The sequence below is a fragment of the Chitinophaga sp. 05T412 genome (assembly GCF_056396465.1).
In genome coordinates, this window is sequence record NZ_JBFTLN010000017.1 from 107746 (window position 1) to 125116 (window position 17371).

A 17371-nucleotide genomic window follows, 5' to 3' on the forward strand; every position below is an offset into this window, starting at 1 on the left:
ATTTTGTATGATAAGAAAATTATTGGCCACCGCACTGGCAACGTTAGGATTTGCTGTGGCACTGGCACAACAACCGGTTACCATTTCCGGCGTAATAAATACCAAACACTTCTCTTCCCTCAAATTATTTAAAGTGAATGATGGCAAGCTGGAGGAAATGGCCACTGCAAACGCAGGTCCTGCCAACACTTTCGGCTTCTTATTTTATCCGCCTTATGAAGGCGTATATGTGATTGGAGCCGGTGAGGCACTTACTCCGGTTGATAAGTACCTCTTTTACTTCAAAGGTGGTGATCATTTGTCCGTTGGTATTAACGATAACGGGTACACGTTAACCGGTGCTGTTAATACAAAAGAGAACAAAGTGATGGCGCAATGGTATCAACTGTGCGATAGTATTCACCTGAAATCTTTTCACTTTAGCCGGACCAGTAGCATTTACACAGATTTCTTTCCGCAACTGGAAAAGGTAGTAGCTACGTCCGCTGTTTTTCTGAAAGGAAAAACTACGGGGAATAAAGTGTTTGATCAGCAGATGAAGGAGATCATGAAAATGGATCTTGTCAGTTATGCTACCAACTTTATTACTACACCGAGGTCACGGCATCCGGAAGTAAGTGAGTGGAGTCCTTTTTATGCTACCTTAAAGATCCGGGATCTTACAAAAGAAACCGGGTTGATTTATCATTATCCCTGGGGCAGCAGAACATTGGACGCACTTATAATGGTAGATATGATGAAAACCGGTATGGCATTTTCCAGCGGTATTGCCGGTTTGAAGAATATGTTTACCCTGGTAGCCAATGATACCCTAAAAGGAGATATGGTATTAGAGAGATGTAAAGGGCTGCGCAGCTTCAGTGAATACGATACTTATACCAAAGCTTTTGGCAACTATATACTTTCACCGCGACAGCAGGTACAGGCCAAAATGATTTTACTGGGATTAGAAGGTATGAAACAGGGAGATGATGCCTATAATTTTTCTCTGCCCGATGAAACAGGGAAATTGGTGCAGTTGTCTGATTTGAAGGGTAAAGTGGTGCTGGTAGATCTTTGGGCTACCTGGTGCGGTCCTTGCAAAGCACAGGAACCATATTGGGAAAAACTGAAGGAGCATTATGAAGATAAACCGCTGGCGCTGGTAGGCATTTCTACAGATGCGGATAAAAAAGCATGGGATAAGTATGTAGCCGGAAAGAAGATGACGGGTATTCAACTCCATGCCGGCGCTCAATCAGACATGTCATTGCGGTATAAAGTAAACAGTATTCCCAGATACCTGTTAATCGACAAACAGGGTAAAATTATCACAACAGATTCGCCCAGGCCGGATAATCCGGAGCTATTAACGCTCATCGATGAATGGATGGCCAAATAGTGCTGGTAAACAGAGATGAAGGCTTGCCTTCATCTCTGTTTATTCTCCGTTGTACAGCATTTCCATTTCCAGCAGCTTGCTGCCGCCGGCAAAATCGGCTGCCGCATCCGGGCATAAAATGGAACCTAATGAACTCATCATGCGCTGCGCAACGAGATCTATATCTTCTTGTGTGGTTGATAAGAAAGGAGCCTGACTTTTAAGCGTTGATAACAAAGCGTTTTTTTGCTGTACAGAAATATCGACAATTTTATTGATTCTTTCTACAGCTGCTTTGTATAACTCATCATAATAAAAAAGCATGTTCATAGAAACGTACATTTTGTGGTATTCAAATGTAGGCTTATACCTATAATTTTGTCTATTGGAAATTATTATGACCTATAATTATAAATTATAAATGCTTTTGGCCATTTTGATGAATCGCTTGTTCAGATCGCTGGTTTCGCCTTTGCGCTGAATAAAGTAAAAACTGCGCTCTATCCGCAGTCCTTCGAAGTGGAGGATGGTCAATTCTCCGTGCTGTAGCTCTTTTACAATGGATCGGGTAGATAGAAATCCTACACAGCCGGATTCCAGCAGGAAATTCTTCAATGCTTCGGTGCCCCCCAGCCGCACTTTTATTTTCAGGTCATTCAGCCGTATTTTACTTTTCTGCAGCCCGGTTTTGATGGCTTCCAGCGTGCCGCTGCCCCGCTCGCGAATAGCTACGGGCATGTTCAGGATATCCTTCACGGCATAGTTCTTTTTCTTCGCCAGCGGATTATTTCTGCTGCATACCGCCACAATCTGGTCTTTCAGAAAAGGTTGATACGTAATGTTACTCAGTTGTCCTTTTTCTTCCGTAACGCCGATGTTGATTTCATTGTCCAGCAAGGCCTGCAATACAATTTCACTGTTGCGGTTAAGCAGGGAAATATCTACCAGTGGATATTCCCGGTGAAAAGCTGACATCACTTTAGGCAGAATATATAACGCTGCCGTGGTGCTGGCGCCGAGGTTTAGCATACCGGTAGCCTGTTGCTGGTCATGGATCACGGATATATCAAACTCAGTTTCCTCTTGTATATGCCGCACCGTTAGCAGGCGGTTATACAACAACTGGCCTGCTTCTGTCAGTGCTATCTGCAACCCTTTCCGCTCAAATAATTTCGTTTTATACTGTTCCTCCAACCCTTTGATATGCGTGCTAACGGCGGGCTGTGAAATAAACAGGGCCTGGCTGGCTTTGGAAAAGCTTTTGTGGTGCGCTACTTCCATAAAAATCAGGTGGCGGTTAGATAGCATATCAGTGGTGTTAATCAGGGGTGGTAAGTAATTTCCCGCTTCCGGATAAACTGTACTTTATCCTGAAAGCCGGTGATTTTATTATTCATCATTTCCGTTTTTTCAATCCAGTTCTGGTGTTCGTCGTATTGGTAGCGATACTGGAAAATGGTGCGCCAGGTATCGCCTTGCTCATTTATACGGTCATGGATATACGTTATTAAGTGATGTTGCTGATTATAGGTGCTGGCTTTAATGGAATTGGGCTTGTTATCGGCGAGGGCTGCTTCATCTGCATAAGTAGCTTCGTAGGTAACCTGACGATGGGCATTGTATTTCCGCTTCGTGATATCATGCAGGGTGCCGTAGGCATAGTAGTAGATCAGTTCCATGGGCTGGCCATCTGTATCTGTGGCGGAGCGGCTTTCCCACTGTTCATTGTACGGATCTGTTTCAATGTCTGTAGCCTCGTCGTTTTCAAATTGTGCGGTGACATTGCCGGCTTCGTCATAGCAGGTTTTATACGTGTCGTCGCCGTAGTATTGCGCGGTTTCTTTATATGCGCCGTCAGGGTAATAGCTGTTTTTATATACTACGCGGCCATCGCTTTCCTGCAGGATTTCTTCCTGTAAGATGCCCTGGTTGTTGAAGGCATATATGATATGCTTCACGGGGACATCCGCTTCATTGTATTTTTCCCATTTCAGCAGGGTGCCCTGTTCATTATAATGCGATATCTCATAGTCGTATGTAGCGCCGGCAGGGTCGGTGGTCATGTATTTCATTTGCCGGACTTTCCCCGTTAATTCATCATCTGTAATGGTTTTTCTCATGGCAGATATAAAAGATATTTATATCAATTTATGCCAATCGGCGCAAAAACCGGCATATTTTCACGCAAAGACGCAAAGAATATCGAAGCAAATGGGAGGCCTTTGCGTGAAAATAGATGCTTTTTAGTTAGCCCGTTCTGTAACGAGGTTTTCAAATTTATCCAGTTGCGCAATGATGCCCCAGCCATAGAAATTGTTGGCTACGCCAATCAGTAGCTCATTATCTCCTTTTACAAGCGGCAGTGAAATGGTACTGTTTTCTATGGTGCATCGTCCTTCCGGTTGTTTCATGATAGGGGCCGCATAGGTGTTTTTATCTATAAACAGGAACTTCCCGTTTACCAACACCCACACTTCATTATTGAAGCCGAKCCGTAATTGCCGTACCTGATCGCTGGCGGCATGGATATTTGTTTTGAGCCATATCAGTCGGCGTGCGCGATTGGTGGGGCCGCCAAATTTGCGGGTGAGGTTAACCAGGCCTCTTCTTTCTGCCTGGATAGTATCCCAGGTGGTGGTTTTATCAGGGAGATACGCATCGCGGAAGTCATTTTTTTCAGACATGGGAATCACTGGGCTGATCAGCCATTTACGCAGATAACGGGGATCGTTGTTGGTAATGTCTACCCCTTCCTGCGGAGACAAACCTGCTGTTTGCCCCGGTTTCACCACCAGGTTGGCAATGATGACCTGTCCGTCGAAGGAGAGGGTGCCGTGCGTGCTATTGCCTTCCAGTTTAGGGACTTCCAGCGCCGGATGCAGGGTATCGTTTACGTATACACGTAATTGTTGACCGGAGACGACCAGCTTTACATGATTCCATTCCTGCTTCTCAAACCAGGCGGCATTCTGGTAATGATACAGCATATTCCAGAGGTTCACGCCTCCGAGGATGGGAGTATACTGAATGGCAGCCTGATTTCCCGACTCCCCGGTACGGAAGTAGAAACATTCACTTTCTGCTTTGCTGCCACGCCGGAAGTAAAAGGCTGTAAAGAAGGAATCTACCGGCACGATATCGTATTCTATGGTGCCGTCTGTAAAGTCAAAGTTTTTTAATACGGCAGAATCAATACTGTTTAATATCTTCATAGCCGGCACAGACTTGTAGGTGAGAAATTCCACCGTACCCGGTTTAAAGTCCCAGTTGGCGGCCGTTAGTGGTACCCGGATCGTTCCCTTTTTGGGTTGCGCTGCCACACCTACCGGCAGCAATAAAAGCAATAGGCGAATAACTGTTTTTGTCATGATCTGTTTATTTTGAATGGGTGTCCGGCAAAGATGGAGGACGACAATTACTCCGGCTATTCAAAGCCGCATCAAGTTGGTGCAAGTGTGTGCAAGTTGGTAAAATGTTCATAAGCAATGACTAACAGTGAAGAATTATATGATATAAAGAGATGCCTGCAATTGGCAGAAGACCGCTTAAACCGCGGTGCTGCGGATGCATGGACTAGCTACGACTTCGAAGCACTGAGCATTGCCATTGCCACAGATACGGGCGTCACATTGAGCGTTACCACCTTGAAACGGCTATGGGGGAAATTAAAATACGCACATATCCCTACCACTACCACCCTGAATACCCTCGCCCAATTTGTAGGATACAAGGATTGGCGCGACTTCAAAAATAAGACGCCGGATAAGTTCGATACCACGGCGCCAAACCCGCAGCCACCGCTACCCACCACGGCGTTGGTATCTCCCGAAAAAATACCCACCAAACGCATTTCCCGCAAATGGGCCTGGGGCCTGCTATTGCTGCTGCCATTCGGAATATATGGATTACTATCGCTCAATAATAAAACGGTGGCACCAGTAGATCCATCCGGATATATCTTCCGCTGTGATAAAATCAGGCGCTCCGGCGTTCCTAATTCCGTGATCTTCCACTATAGGGCGTTGACGGCTACAGATACTGTATTCATTGCGCAATCCTGGGATGTGAGCCGTAAAGTAGCCGTGCCAATAGATAAAACGGACTATTCCTCCATCTACTACGCCCCCGGCTATTACCGCGCTAAACTGATGGTAGGCAGCCAAATTGTGAAAGAAGAAGACCTGATGATTGCCTCCGAAGGCTGGGTAACAATGGTGGAGAATGAATCCGACGTACCGGTGTATTTCAAAAAAGAAGAAGTAGAAAAGAATGGGGAAGTGAGCGTGGATGAAGCACTGCTATCGCAATATCATCTTCCTTTACAACCTACGCCACCGGCACTACGTTTTTTCAACGTGCAGGACATGGGCGCCCTGAAAAATGACCAGTTTGTTTTTGAAACCACCGTCAAAAGCGATTTTCACCAGGGCAGCGCTGCTTGTCAGCGGATACAGGTACTCCTGCTTTGTAAAAATGATGTGATCATGATCCCGCTCTGCGCCAAAGGCTGCGTGGGCGATATCTTTTTATACGCCGCCGGCAAAGACGTCAAAAGCCAGGAAGCAGACCTCTCCGGCTTCGGCTGTGACCTGGACCAGTGGGCCACGCTGCGCGTAGAAACAAAAAATAAGGAAATGCGATTTATCGTAAACGGACAAACCGCCTATACACTCACCTTCCCACATGCGCCCACGGATATTGTTGGGGTACAATACCGGTTCTCCGGCACCGGCGCCATCAAAGATACCCGCTTCATCAATGGCGACCGGGTGATTCACTTATAAATATTGCCTATGTCACCTTCATCAAAAATAATAGCCTCCTTGTAAGGAGAATATATATCTTTGCGACCTGTGAAAAAATGTGGCGTATACATATTAATGCTCATTTTCATACTTCATCATACTGCGTTAGATCAGCTGCTCAAAATACCCGCACTCATCGTGCATTATCAGGAGCATCATCAACTAAACCAGCATTTGAGTGTGAAGGACTTCCTGTGTATGCACTATTGCGGAGAAGATGACAACGACGGCGATAACGACCGCGATATGCAGCTGCCCTACAAAACAGTAGATGTGCACACCCTGCATCATACCTTTATTCCGCTGGCCAAAGTAGTGGCCGTAAAACAGCAAACCTTTTCTGAAATAACAATTCACTATCCTGCGCTGAAAGATAATTACCTGCCTGAACCAGCGCTTACTTCACTTTTCCGTCCTCCACGGGCTTAATCAGCCATTGCCATATACGCTTCCCACCAGTACTATACAGGTGGAAGCCGCTATTTTATTTCTACTTGATTTAACGAAAACAAGGACATGCTAAATAAGATTATTAGCTTTTCTGTAAAGAATAAGCTGGTTATAGGGCTATTTGTACTGGCACTGATAGGCTGGGGTACTTTTGAAGTCACCCGCCTCCCTATTGATGCCGTACCGGACATTACCGACAACCAGGTACAGGTCATTACCGTATCACCCTCGCTGGGCGCACCGGATGTAGAGCGACTGATAACGTTCCCCATTGAACAATCATGCAGCAACATCCCGGGACTGAAACAACTCAGAAGCTTTTCCCGCTTTGGGTTGTCGTTGGTAACCATTGTATTTAACGATGAAACGGATATCTACTGGGCCCGCCAGCAAATTGCAGAACGCCTGCAACAGGTACAACGGGAAATCCCTGCCGGCATTGGATCGCCGGAGATGGCGCCCGTGACCACCGGCCTCGGAGAAATTTATCAATATGTAGTACGCCCGTTGCCCGGCTATGAAGGCAAATATGGCCCCATGGAGCTACGTACACTGCAGGACTGGGTAGTACGCCGGCAACTGCTGGGTACACCTGGAGTAGCAGATGTGAGTAGCTTCGGCGGACAACTAAAACAATATGAAATTGCCGTAAAACCCGGACAACTCAAGGCCAACAATATTTCTATTGCAGATGTATTTGATGCACTGGAGAAAAATAATGAAAATACCGGTGGCGCCTATATTGAGAAAGGACCCACGGTGTTGTACATCCGAAGTGAAGGCCTCACAAAGAACATCGATGATATCGAGAAAATTGTGGTGAAAACACTGGACAACGGCATCCCCGTGCTGATACGCGATGTAGCCACCGTGCAACTGGGCGCTGCCACCCGCTATGGCGCCATGTGTTTCAACGACAAAGGAGAAGTAGCCGGCGCCGTAGTGATGATGCTGAAAGGAGAAAACTCTTCCGCAGTCATCAAAAGAGTAAAAGATAAAGTCGCCGATATTCAAAAATCATTGCCGGAAGGCGTGGTCATAGAGCCTTTCCTGGACCGTACCAAAATGGTGAACAACGCCATTAAAACCGTAGAAACAAACCTGATAGAAGGGGCGCTCATTGTGGTGTTTGTACTGGTGTTCTTTCTGGGTAACCTGCGCGCGGGATTGATTGTGTCTTCCGTGATTCCGTTATCGATGTTGTTCGCCATTATCCTGATGAACAAATTTGGGGTAGGCGGTAACCTGATGAGTCTCGGTGCTATCGACTTCGGATTGATTGTAGATGGTACCGTGATTGTGGTAGAAGCCATCCTGCACCGTTTTACGCACTCCAAACATTTCCGGAAACTGAGCGTGGTAGATCAAAATACCATGGATGCAGAAGTGAATGCTTCTACTGGTACCATGATTAAATCGGCTGTATTCAGTCAGATCATCATCCTCATTGTATACATTCCTATATTATCGCTGCAGGGCATTGAGGGCAAGATGTTTAAGCCCATGGCCTTTACTGTGGCCTTTGCCATATTAGGCGCTTTCCTCTTATCCATTACTTATGTGCCGATGATGAGCGCATTATTTCTCAGCAAAAAAATCAGTCATAAACCATCCCTGGCCGACCGTATGATGGCATGGTTGGAAAGGCGTTACCAGCCTGCGCTGAAAACGATGATGCGATTTCCGAAAGCCATCATCGCCAGTACCTTGGTATTGCTGGTGATAGCAGTCGTGATATTGGGCCGCATGGGAGGGGAGTTTATCCCCGAACTGGAAGAAGGCGACTTTGCCGTGGAAACCCGTCTACTCACCGGTAGCAACCTGAACACCACGGTGAAAGCCACGCAACAAACCGCCGCTATTTTATTGAAGAAATTTCCGGAAGTAGAAAAGGTCGTTACCAAAATAGGGAGCGCCGAAATCCCTACAGACCCTATGCCGCTGGAAGCCGCCGATATGATGGTGATCCTGAAAGATAAGAAAGAATGGACTTCCGCGAAGACGTTTGATGAGCTGTCGGAGAAGATGAGTAAAGAATTATCCGTCGTACCCGGCGTTAGCGTTGGCTTTCAGTTCCCCGTGCAAATGCGCTTCAATGAACTGATGACCGGCGCCCGTCAGGATGTGGTATGTAAGATTTTTGGAGAAGACCTGGACTCACTGGYTTTCTACGCCAACAAACTGGGCGACGTGATCAAAACCGTGGATGGTGCTATCAACCTGTATGTAGAAACCGTTACCGGTATGCCACAGGTAGTGATCAACTATAACCGCGATGCCATGGCGAAATACGGCCTGAACGTGAGCGATATCAACCGCGTGGTAAATACTGCCTTCGCGGGTCAATCCACCGGACTGGTATATGAAGGGGAAAAACGTTTCGATATGGTAGTGCGACTGGCAGACGATGCCCGCAAAAACTTAGCTGACGTACAACACCTGTTGATCCCTACCCGTCAGGGTTTACAAATACCGCTGGAACAGGTAGCCACCGTGGAAGAAATAGAAGGACCCAATCAGATACAACGGGAAGATACCCGCCGGCGTATCATTGTAGGTTTTAACGTAACCGGCAGAGACGTACAAACTATTGTAACAGAACTGCAGCAGAAAGTCGCGGCACAACTGAAATTACCGCCTGCTTACCGTATCGTATATGGTGGTGCATTCGAAAATCTTACCGCTGCGAAAGAACGTTTATCACTGGTGGTACCCATCGCACTGCTGATGATTTTTATGCTGCTGTATTTTGCATTCAACTCCGTGAAACAAGGACTGTTGATTTACACAGCTATCCCATTGTCCGCTATCGGCGGTATCCTGGCATTATGGATACGAGACATGCCTTTTAGTATATCCGCCGGCGTTGGATTCATTGCACTGTTTGGAGTGGCGGTATTGAATGGTATTCTGTTGGTGTCAGAATTCAACCGCCTGAAAAAAGAAGGTTGGGATGATGTAGGCAGAGTGGTGATTCATGGCACTAAATCCAAACTGCGCGCGGTACTGATGACCGCCTTAGTACCATCTCTGGGCTTCATTCCCATGGCGGTAAGTAACGGCGCCGGTGCAGAAGTACAAAAACCATTGGCTACCGTGGTGATTGGTGGCTTAATCATTTCTACTATGTTAACATTATTTGTATTGCCGGTGTTATATATCCTCTTCGAAAAAGGGTTTAAATACTTTAAGCCGCGCAAAGGCATGGCGGCGGTGGTGGTATTGGCGCTATTGGCGATGCCCGCCATCAGCCACGCACAACAACGTGTTACCGTTCAGGAAGCGGTAGACCTGGCGCTGAAGAACAACCTGCAGCTGCAATCCGCGAAGATAAACGAACAGTATTATCAGTCGCTGAAGAAAAGCCACCTCGATCTGGACAAAGCCAATGTAGGCATAGAATACGGCAAATTAAACAGCGTCGCCAACGACAACCGTTTTACTATTTCTCAGGGCATACAGTTCCCATCAGTATACAAACATCAGCGGAGTATTAACAACACCAATATCACGCTGAGTAAAATCAATACCCGTCAACAGGAATATGAACTGAAGGCACAGGTACGACAGATTTATTTTTCCCTGTTGGTGCTGCAGCAAAAGAAGCAGCTGTTGCTGGAAGCAGATAGCATCTATCGTGTTTTCCTGGATAAATCTAACTTAAGGTTTAAAGCGGGTGATGTAGATGCACTTGAGCATTCCACCGCAGAAAATCAACGGTTGCAAATTGCTGACCAGCTCAGTATGTTACAAACAGACGATGCGGTATTGCGGAACCAGTTGGGAATATTGCTGAATACATCTGAAGAAATTATTCCTGTAGAAACAACGTTGATTTATCCGTTAAATGATATGCCTGATACGGGGTATATTGCCCGTACCCCTGCCATTGCGTTACGGGAGCAGTTGTTGGAACGTAGTGTGGAAGAAAATAAATTGGAGAAAAGTAAGTTGTTACCCACGCTGAACCTGGGATATAACAATACCAGCATCATCGGTTATCAGCGGATAGGCAACGATGAAAAATATTTTGGTGGAGGAGATCGTTTTTCTTCTGTGAGCGCCGGCATTGGTATTCCGTTGTTCGGCAGCGCGCAACGCTCGCGTATCCGTGCGTCCGGTATTTTTGTGCAACAGCAGCAGAAAGAACTGGATGCTACCAGGCAACAATTGCAGTCCGAATTATCTAATGCCGTAATCGTGTACGCCAATCGCTTAAAGCGTTACAGCACCCATACCGTATTATTAAGAAATGCGGCCACTATCCTCGCCGGCGCCGGCAAACGTATGGCCATCGGGGAAATTGGTTATGTGGAATGGGTGGTGCTGGTGAACCAGGCCATGGAAATAAGAGGTAATTATTTTACGATGGTAGAAGAACTGAATAATGCCGCCTTCACCATTGAAAAATTAAGCGCCCTTCACTAAAAAAATAAAATCAGTTTCATGAAAAATATAACATTCATCATATATAGCGTGGGTATTTTATCCACCGCCTGCCAGGAAAATAAAGCGCCGCAAAAAGTTGCGGAAACAAAAACGACAGCCGCCACTGTAACCAATGAAGTGGCATTAACACCGGAGCAGATGAAAACGGCTGGAATAGCCATCAACGCACCTTCCMGGAAAGATATGCATAGCGTTTTACGTGTAAATGGCGTAGTGGATGTGCCGCCGCAGAACATTGTATCCGTGAGCGTACCACTAGGCGGCTACTTAAAAAGTATGCAGCTGCTGCCCGGTATGCAGGTCGCCAAAGGACAGGTATTGGCTGTATTGGAAGATCCGCAATACATTCAGCTGCAACAGGATTATTTAATGGCTAAAAGCAAATTGCGCTATCTGGAGGCCGACTTTATCCGTCAGAAGGAACTGAATGAATCCAAGGCAAACAGCGACAAAGTTTTTCAGCAGGTGAGAAGCGAATTTGAAGGACAGAAAATAATGGTCAGCTCCCTGAAGCAAAGACTGCAGCTGATTAATATCAATACCGACAAATTAACCGAGGAAACCATTACCCGGAGCATCGCCGTGTATGCGCCGATTAGTGGTTATGTAGCCAAAGTAAATGTGAATACCGGTAAATATGTGAACCCAACAGATGTGTTGTTTGAGTTGATTAATCCGGCAGATATACACCTGAGTTTAACCGTGTTTGAAAAAGACCTGGGCAGCCTGGAACCTGGGCAGCAGGTAAAGTGTTTTACCAACAATGGAGGCGAACAATATGCCGCCAAAATACACCTGATTACCCGGAACGTGGATGAGAACCGCTCCGGAGAAGTACATTGTCATTTTGAAAAATATGATAAGCGTTTACTCCCCGGTATGTTCATGAATGCAGAGATTGAATTGCAGAATGCCAATGTTACGGCGGTGCCGGATGATGCCGTTGTTAAGTGGGAAAATAAACATTATATTTTTGTATCCGCAGGAAGTAATAAATTTATAATGACACCCGTAGAAATTGGTACCAGCAATGGCGGCTATACCGAAATTAAAAGTAATATTGGTGAGCAACCCATTGTTACCCGGAATGCCTATACGTTGTTGATGAAAATGAAGAACGGCGCAGAAGAAGGTTGATAAGATAATAGAAAGACAGGCCTGGTATATTTTTTTGGTATACCAGGCTATTTACGCATACATTCGCTTTTTAATCAGCATTATGGCAAATATAGTAGTCCCCGAAGTGACTAACGTAGAAAGTAAAAGTAAGATTACTACTATTTCAGTCATTGCCAGTGGCAGCCTTGCGGCGCTCAAATTTATCATTGGCATTCTCACTGGCAGCCTTGGCCTGATTGCAGAAGGGATACATTCCCTGCTGGACCTGCTCTCGACGCTGGTCACCTTTGTGGCTGTGCGGGTAGCTGCCAAACCACCGGATGCCAATCATCCTTACGGACATGAAAGAGCAGAGTCGTTGGGCGCACTTGCGGGCATGATATTACTCGGCGCCACCGCACTCATTATAGGCTACCATGCCATCGTAAAAATTATATGGGAGCCCGGCGCCCCGGAAGTGACCATCTGGTCGTTTGCTATTATCATTATTAGTATTGTGGTGGACTTTATGCGGGTCCGTACATTAAAGAAAGCAGCCCAGCTGTATCAAAGCCAGGCACTGGCCTCCGACGCGGAGCATTTTGGAAATGATATGCTGGGATCTATCGCCATATTGATAGGACTGTTATTTATTTTTTTAGCAAGATACCTGCCATTACCTGTTTGGCTGGTAGAACGTGCAGATGCCATTGCGGCACTGGGCGTAGTAGCCATTGCATTTAAATCCGTGTGGAGTGTTGGTTCACAGGCCATCCGCTCTCTGATGGATGACGTTCCTGAAGATCTGCAGCCCCGCCTGCAACAACGGGTGGAGCGTATTCCCGGCGTTGTGCCCGGCGCCGTTACCATCAAACCCCGCTTTGTAGGTAACAAACCATATGTGGAAGCAATTGTAGGCACACTCAGAAGCTTAACATTTGAAAAAGCTCATGAGCTCACCGAAACTATAGAACATGCCATCAAAGAAGAGCTGGACCCGGAAGCCGTGGTGATTGTACACGCGGAGCCCATTCATACTACTGACGAGCCTTACAGCATTACCGTAAGATCCGTGGCAGCCCGGCTGGACCTGCGTATTCATAACCTGAACCTCTACCTGGTAGGAGAGGAAATGAGAATAGAACTGGACCTGGAAGTATCGGAAGAAGTGACCTTACAGGAAGCACACAGAAAATCGGAACTACTGGAATCTGCGCTGATACAGGAGTTTCCACGTCCTGTAAAAGTAGCGGTGCATATTGAGCCCAGAAATGAAATGCCTAAAGCCGCCCGTCGACAGGCAGCCGCTTTTGAACGTGTCAACGTGGCGTTGACTAAATTAACGGCCTGGCCCAATGTGAAGATCGACGAAGTATTACAAACAGACGAAGGCCTGGTGGTGACCCTGATTATTTACCTGGCGGGTGATACCTCCCTCGCATATACGCATACTATCATGTACGATCTGGAACGTGCACTGAAAGAGGAAATACCGGATATTATCCGCGTGCATATAGATCCTGAGCCGATGGTGTAAGGGGTGTCCGTTTCCTGACATAGAAAATGCAGCGTAGCAGCATGATGGGTTTCGGCGGTTTCTTTTTTGCGTAAAAGATTAAATAAGCTTATAGGTTGTTGGTATAGGTTTCAGAATGCTACAGCATTATTATCTCATAAATATAAATAAAAGGACATGAAAAAGACGCCTCTTGTTTAGGAGACGTCTTTTGATTTTTTTGCCGGAGAGCAGGCTACTATTTAAACCAGTTGGCGTAATCCCTGGCAAAGGTGTAAATATCAGTGGCTGGTCTGTTTAAAAGCTCCTCCACGGTGTTGGTGGTATAAGTTTCTTTTCCATCCCTTTGGCTTTGGGCAAAGCAGAGGAGCATATGAATGGCCCATTCAGGATAGCCTTTTTTCGACAGCCTTTCCCTGGTTTCCTGGGTTGATTCTGCGATATAAGTAACTGGTTCGCCTATACGCTGTCCAATAGCATCTGCTACCTGGAAAAAACTAACTGGTTCATTGCCCGTCAGCTCGTAGATGTTGTGACCATGTATTTCCGGTGAGTGGCTGAACGCAATGGCAGCCACTTCCGCGATGTCTCTGGTATCGATATAAGGCATTTTGCCTGCTCCGGTAGCTGCGTAAATTTTCCTTTCCTGCCGAATGGTGCCAGGGAATTCAGTTAACCAGTTTTGCATAAATCCGGATGCTCTGAGTATGGTATAAGGAATGCCTGACTGAATAAGTGTTTGTTCTATCTGCTTGTGTTGCGTGTGTGTAATAGAATTAACCGTTTGTAATACTTCTGCTGAAATAATTCCATAGGATAGCTTAATAATATGTTGTACGCCTGCTTTCTTTGCCGCTTCGATAACCTGCTCCTGCATTTCGGCCATTTTAGGCGAAAACGAAGTATTGAGGAAGATACGTGTACTGCCGGCCACCAGGTCGTAAATCCTTGTGGTATTCGATAGGTCGCCCTCTACCCAGTCCACATAAGGTAAGGAAGTAATATTGTTTAAATCCCGTGTTACTGCCCGGCTACGCATCCCTTTCCGGGAAAGTGTTTGTAATAACGGGATGCCCGTTTTTCCGGTGGCGCCAAATACTGTGATAATATCATGATCGGTAGGTGCTGTGAGTGCTGTGTTCATGTCTTTTAAATTTTGACATGACAAATGTCTTATTAAAGAGAAATACAGACAATACTGATATATCAGTATATCCGGAGGCATGTTAAATTAAACCAAGATTCGAGGCAAAGGCAATGGCTTCCATCGAGTTGGCAGCCCCAAGTTTTTCTAAAATTCGCTGCCGGTGTGTGTTTACGGTATGAAGACTGATAGAGAGTTTATTGGAAATTTCTTTACTTAGCAACCCACTTTTTACCAGTTGTAATACCTGTGATTCTCTGGGAGTTAATGAAGCGGTTATCCGTACGGAGTTGTGCTCATGTKGAATCCGTACAAATTTTCCTGTTTTGAAATTAAATAACTGACTCTTTAATCCTTCATTCAGATCCTGATCAGGTGAGATATCTACAATACTCAGGGAAAGCCACATATTGCCTTTGTCGTCAAAAGCCAGTATCTGATTCTGCTCAATTACCCTGACATAATAATTATCTGCGTGCAGCACGCGGTACTCATTGATGAATTTATAGCCAGCCCTTTCTTCCGGGGAAAAAAGCAGGAACAGTTTTAGTAACGACAGGCCATTTTTTATCAGCCCGGAAATATCATCCGGGTGTATCTTATCATCTAAAAAATTCGGACGGATATTTTTAATCACTTTATTATCATAGCCTAGTAACCCGCTGAAATTGGAGGAATAAAAAACATGCTCCTGTTTGAATTTATCAAAAATACTTATCCCGCTATTACCAATATCGGCCATTTGCTGAAGCACACGGATATGATTATCGAGCATTGAATAATCAAGTGTTTCTTCATTAAACTGTTGCTGATTCATTAAGTTAAAATAAACCTCAGATAGCTCTTTATTGGCAGGAGATTGCATAAGACGGATAATATGAATGGTAATATTACCATAACTTATTTATAATGATCACATAAAAAATGCGGTATCATTAACAAATGATACCGCATTTTTATGCACTATAGCAATGGTCTATGCCTGCGCTTTACTTCTTCTTACCAACTGATAACAGATAAACAAAACGACTACCCACACCGGAATCATCGCTACCGGTACCCACATGCCGGTAATGCACATCAGTGTTAATATACCCACCAGGAACACCAGACAGATATAATTAGATACCGGGTATAAGAAAGAAGGAAACTTCGTTTGGATCTGTGCTTCCCGCTTCGTGCGTTTGAAACGGAAGTGTACCACCGTGATCATAATCCAGTTGATGATCAAACAGGATACCACCAGCGACATCAACAGTTCCAGCGCTTTTTCCGGAATCAACTTATTGATTACAATACATACGGCAGCAAAGCCACCGGAAACCAGTATTGCTTTTACCGGTACATGATTTTTGTTTAAGGAAGACAGGAACTTAGGCGCATTCCCCTGTTCAGCCAGGCCAAAGAGCATCCGGCTATTGCTATACACACAGCTGTTGTAAACAGATAACGCGGCGGTGAGTACAATCAGGTTCAATACATTGGCAATCAGACTGGTGAAATACACCGTATGGCCGAAAAGCGTGAACTGGAAGCCTTTTAAGCTTTCAAATACCGTTACAAAAGGACTACTATCTGTGGTAATACTTCTCCAGGGAGATAAGGCAAACAGGATAATCAACGCGCCTACATAAAAAATCAGGATACGATAAATCACCTGGTTCGTAGCTTTCGGAATTGTTTTCTCCGGGTTGTCCGCTTCTGCTGCCGTAATCCCGATCAGCTCCAGTCCCCCGAACGAGAACATGATCATGGCAATGGCCGCAAATAATCCCTGATAGCCTCCTTTCCCGTCTGATTGTAATAACCCTTTCGGGAAAAAGCCATCATCGTTCCACAGGTTTTGTATGCTGGCCTGAGATCCGCCACTACCGCTGATGAGCAGGTATGTGCCGAAACAAATCATAGCTACAATAGCCGCTACTTTTACAATGGAGAACCAGAACTCCGCTTCTCCGTATACTTTAACAGAGCTTAGGTTGAGCGCATTAATAGCAATGAAAAAGAACAAACTGGAGGACCATAATGGAATTTCCGGCCACCAGAAATGTACATACACACCAATAGCTGTTAATTCGGACATACTCACCAGAATATATAATACCCAGTAGTTCCATCCGGATGAGAAGCCCGCAAAGCTGCCCCAGTACTGATAGGCAAAATGGCTGAAGCTGCCGGATACCGGTTCTTCCACCACCATTTCTCCCAGCTGTCGCATAATGAAAAAGGCGATGATGCCTGCAAAGGCATAACCTAAAATAACAGAGGGTCCCGCCAGTACGGCTGCCGGGCCAATGCCCAGAAATAAGCCTGTACCAATGGCGCCCCCAAGGGCAATCAGTTGAATATGCCTGTTCTGTAGTCCTCTCCGCAGTTGCTGCGCGGCTGGTTTAGTGTCGGTTGCTTTCAATGTAAATGCGCTGGATAAGATTGCAAATTGAGTTAATTTCCGCAAAAAGATAAACATATTTGTTTCAAATATGGGATGCCAGCCCCATATACATGAATATTTGAGCCCATAAAGCCATCCGGAAGGGTAATTTCTGCAA

The 17371-nt window shown here is 45.6% G+C and carries 13 protein-coding genes; 6 read left to right on the forward strand and 7 right to left on the reverse strand.

Features of this window, described 5'->3' with window-relative positions:
* Positions 1 to 7: 7 nt before the first annotated feature.
* Complete coding sequence (locus AC1DFM_RS29525) at positions 8 to 1381, forward strand: TlpA family protein disulfide reductase (RefSeq protein WP_477080381.1); 1374 nt, start codon at positions 8 to 10, stop codon at positions 1379 to 1381.
* A 39-nt stretch (positions 1382 to 1420) separates the two neighbouring features.
* Here the strand turns inward: AC1DFM_RS29525 and AC1DFM_RS29530 are convergent, their stop codons facing one another.
* From AC1DFM_RS29530 to AC1DFM_RS29545, 4 genes are all read right to left on the reverse strand, one after another.
* The gene (locus AC1DFM_RS29530) at positions 1421 to 1690 is read right to left on the reverse strand and encodes a hypothetical protein (RefSeq protein WP_477080382.1); all 270 of its coding nucleotides are present in this window, start codon (positions 1688 to 1690) and stop codon (positions 1421 to 1423) included.
* A gap of 78 nt (positions 1691 to 1768) precedes the next feature.
* Positions 1769 to 2668: a LysR substrate-binding domain-containing protein gene (locus AC1DFM_RS29535; RefSeq protein ID WP_477080383.1), complete on the reverse strand. Its 900-nt coding sequence runs from the start codon at positions 2666 to 2668 to the stop codon at positions 1769 to 1771.
* Between the two features lie 14 nt (positions 2669 to 2682).
* Positions 2683 to 3480 carry a hypothetical protein gene (locus AC1DFM_RS29540; RefSeq protein ID WP_477080384.1) on the reverse strand — a complete coding sequence of 266 codons (798 nt, stop codon included), beginning with the start codon at positions 3478 to 3480 and terminating at the stop codon, positions 2683 to 2685.
* A gap of 123 nt (positions 3481 to 3603) precedes the next feature.
* A complete protein-coding gene (locus AC1DFM_RS29545; RefSeq protein ID WP_477080385.1) occupies positions 3604 to 4728 on the reverse strand; it encodes a hypothetical protein in 1125 nt (374 codons plus the stop codon).
* Positions 4729 to 4845: 117 nt separating this feature from the next.
* On the opposite strand from AC1DFM_RS29545, the gene AC1DFM_RS29550 reads away from it, so the two are divergent.
* From AC1DFM_RS29550 to AC1DFM_RS29570, 5 genes are all read left to right on the forward strand, one after another.
* Positions 4846 to 6144: a hypothetical protein gene (locus AC1DFM_RS29550; RefSeq protein ID WP_477080386.1), complete on the forward strand. Its 1299-nt coding sequence runs from the start codon at positions 4846 to 4848 to the stop codon at positions 6142 to 6144.
* A gap of 96 nt (positions 6145 to 6240) precedes the next feature.
* A complete protein-coding gene (locus tag AC1DFM_RS29555; protein WP_477080387.1) occupies positions 6241 to 6594 on the forward strand; it encodes a hypothetical protein in 354 nt (117 codons plus the stop codon).
* An 87-nt stretch (positions 6595 to 6681) separates the two neighbouring features.
* Positions 6682 to 11043 carry a CusA/CzcA family heavy metal efflux RND transporter gene (locus AC1DFM_RS29560; RefSeq protein ID WP_477080388.1) on the forward strand — a complete coding sequence of 1454 codons (4362 nt, stop codon included), beginning with the start codon at positions 6682 to 6684 and terminating at the stop codon, positions 11041 to 11043.
* Positions 11044 to 11061: 18 nt separating this feature from the next.
* The gene (locus AC1DFM_RS29565) at positions 11062 to 12201 is read left to right on the forward strand and encodes an efflux RND transporter periplasmic adaptor subunit (RefSeq protein ID WP_477080389.1); all 1140 of its coding nucleotides are present in this window, start codon (positions 11062 to 11064) and stop codon (positions 12199 to 12201) included.
* Positions 12202 to 12283: 82 nt separating this feature from the next.
* Positions 12284 to 13699: a cation diffusion facilitator family transporter gene (locus AC1DFM_RS29570; RefSeq protein WP_477080390.1), complete on the forward strand. Its 1416-nt coding sequence runs from the start codon at positions 12284 to 12286 to the stop codon at positions 13697 to 13699.
* 217 nt (positions 13700 to 13916) lie between these two features.
* Here the strand turns inward: AC1DFM_RS29570 and AC1DFM_RS29575 are convergent, their stop codons facing one another.
* From AC1DFM_RS29575 to AC1DFM_RS29585, 3 genes are all read right to left on the reverse strand, one after another.
* Entirely contained in the window at positions 13917 to 14822 is a 906-nt protein-coding gene (locus AC1DFM_RS29575) for an NmrA family NAD(P)-binding protein (RefSeq protein ID WP_477080391.1), read from the reverse strand.
* A gap of 82 nt (positions 14823 to 14904) precedes the next feature.
* Complete coding sequence (locus AC1DFM_RS29580) at positions 14905 to 15639, reverse strand: response regulator transcription factor (RefSeq protein WP_477080392.1); 735 nt, start codon at positions 15637 to 15639, stop codon at positions 14905 to 14907.
* Positions 15640 to 15798: 159 nt separating this feature from the next.
* Positions 15799 to 17232: an amino acid permease gene (locus AC1DFM_RS29585; protein WP_477080393.1), complete on the reverse strand. Its 1434-nt coding sequence runs from the start codon at positions 17230 to 17232 to the stop codon at positions 15799 to 15801.
* Positions 17233 to 17371: the final 139 nt, after the last annotated feature.